This is a genomic window from Sedimentibacter sp. B4, from assembly GCF_000309315.1.
In the GTDB taxonomy this organism is placed as follows: Bacteria; Bacillota; Clostridia; order Tissierellales; family Sedimentibacteraceae; genus Sedimentibacter; species Sedimentibacter saalensis.
The window spans coordinates 1-201 of sequence record NZ_CANG01000838.1; the positions used below are offsets into that span (position 1 = coordinate 1).

General features: G+C 69.7%; 1 protein-coding gene. It reads left to right on the forward strand.

Annotation, left to right across the window (positions count from 1 at the left end; genetic code table 11):
• Positions 1-201: acyl-CoA dehydrogenase (locus tag BN358_RS13325; protein ID WP_304412802.1), on the forward strand; the 201-nt coding region annotated here is incomplete at both ends.

Consider the following 201-nt stretch of genomic DNA (forward strand, 5'->3'; position numbering starts at 1 on the left):
ATGCGCCGGGCGTCCGGGCGGGACTTCGAGTCGGTGAACCGGCTGGGCGACCACATGCTCTTCGTGGCCAGGGCGCACCTGGAGCGGGTCATGCTGGAGGCGTTCATCGCCGCGATCGAGGCCTGCGACGAGCCGGACGTCAGGGCCGTGCTCGAACGGCTCTGCACGCTGTACGCGCTGACCAGCATCAACGACGACCGG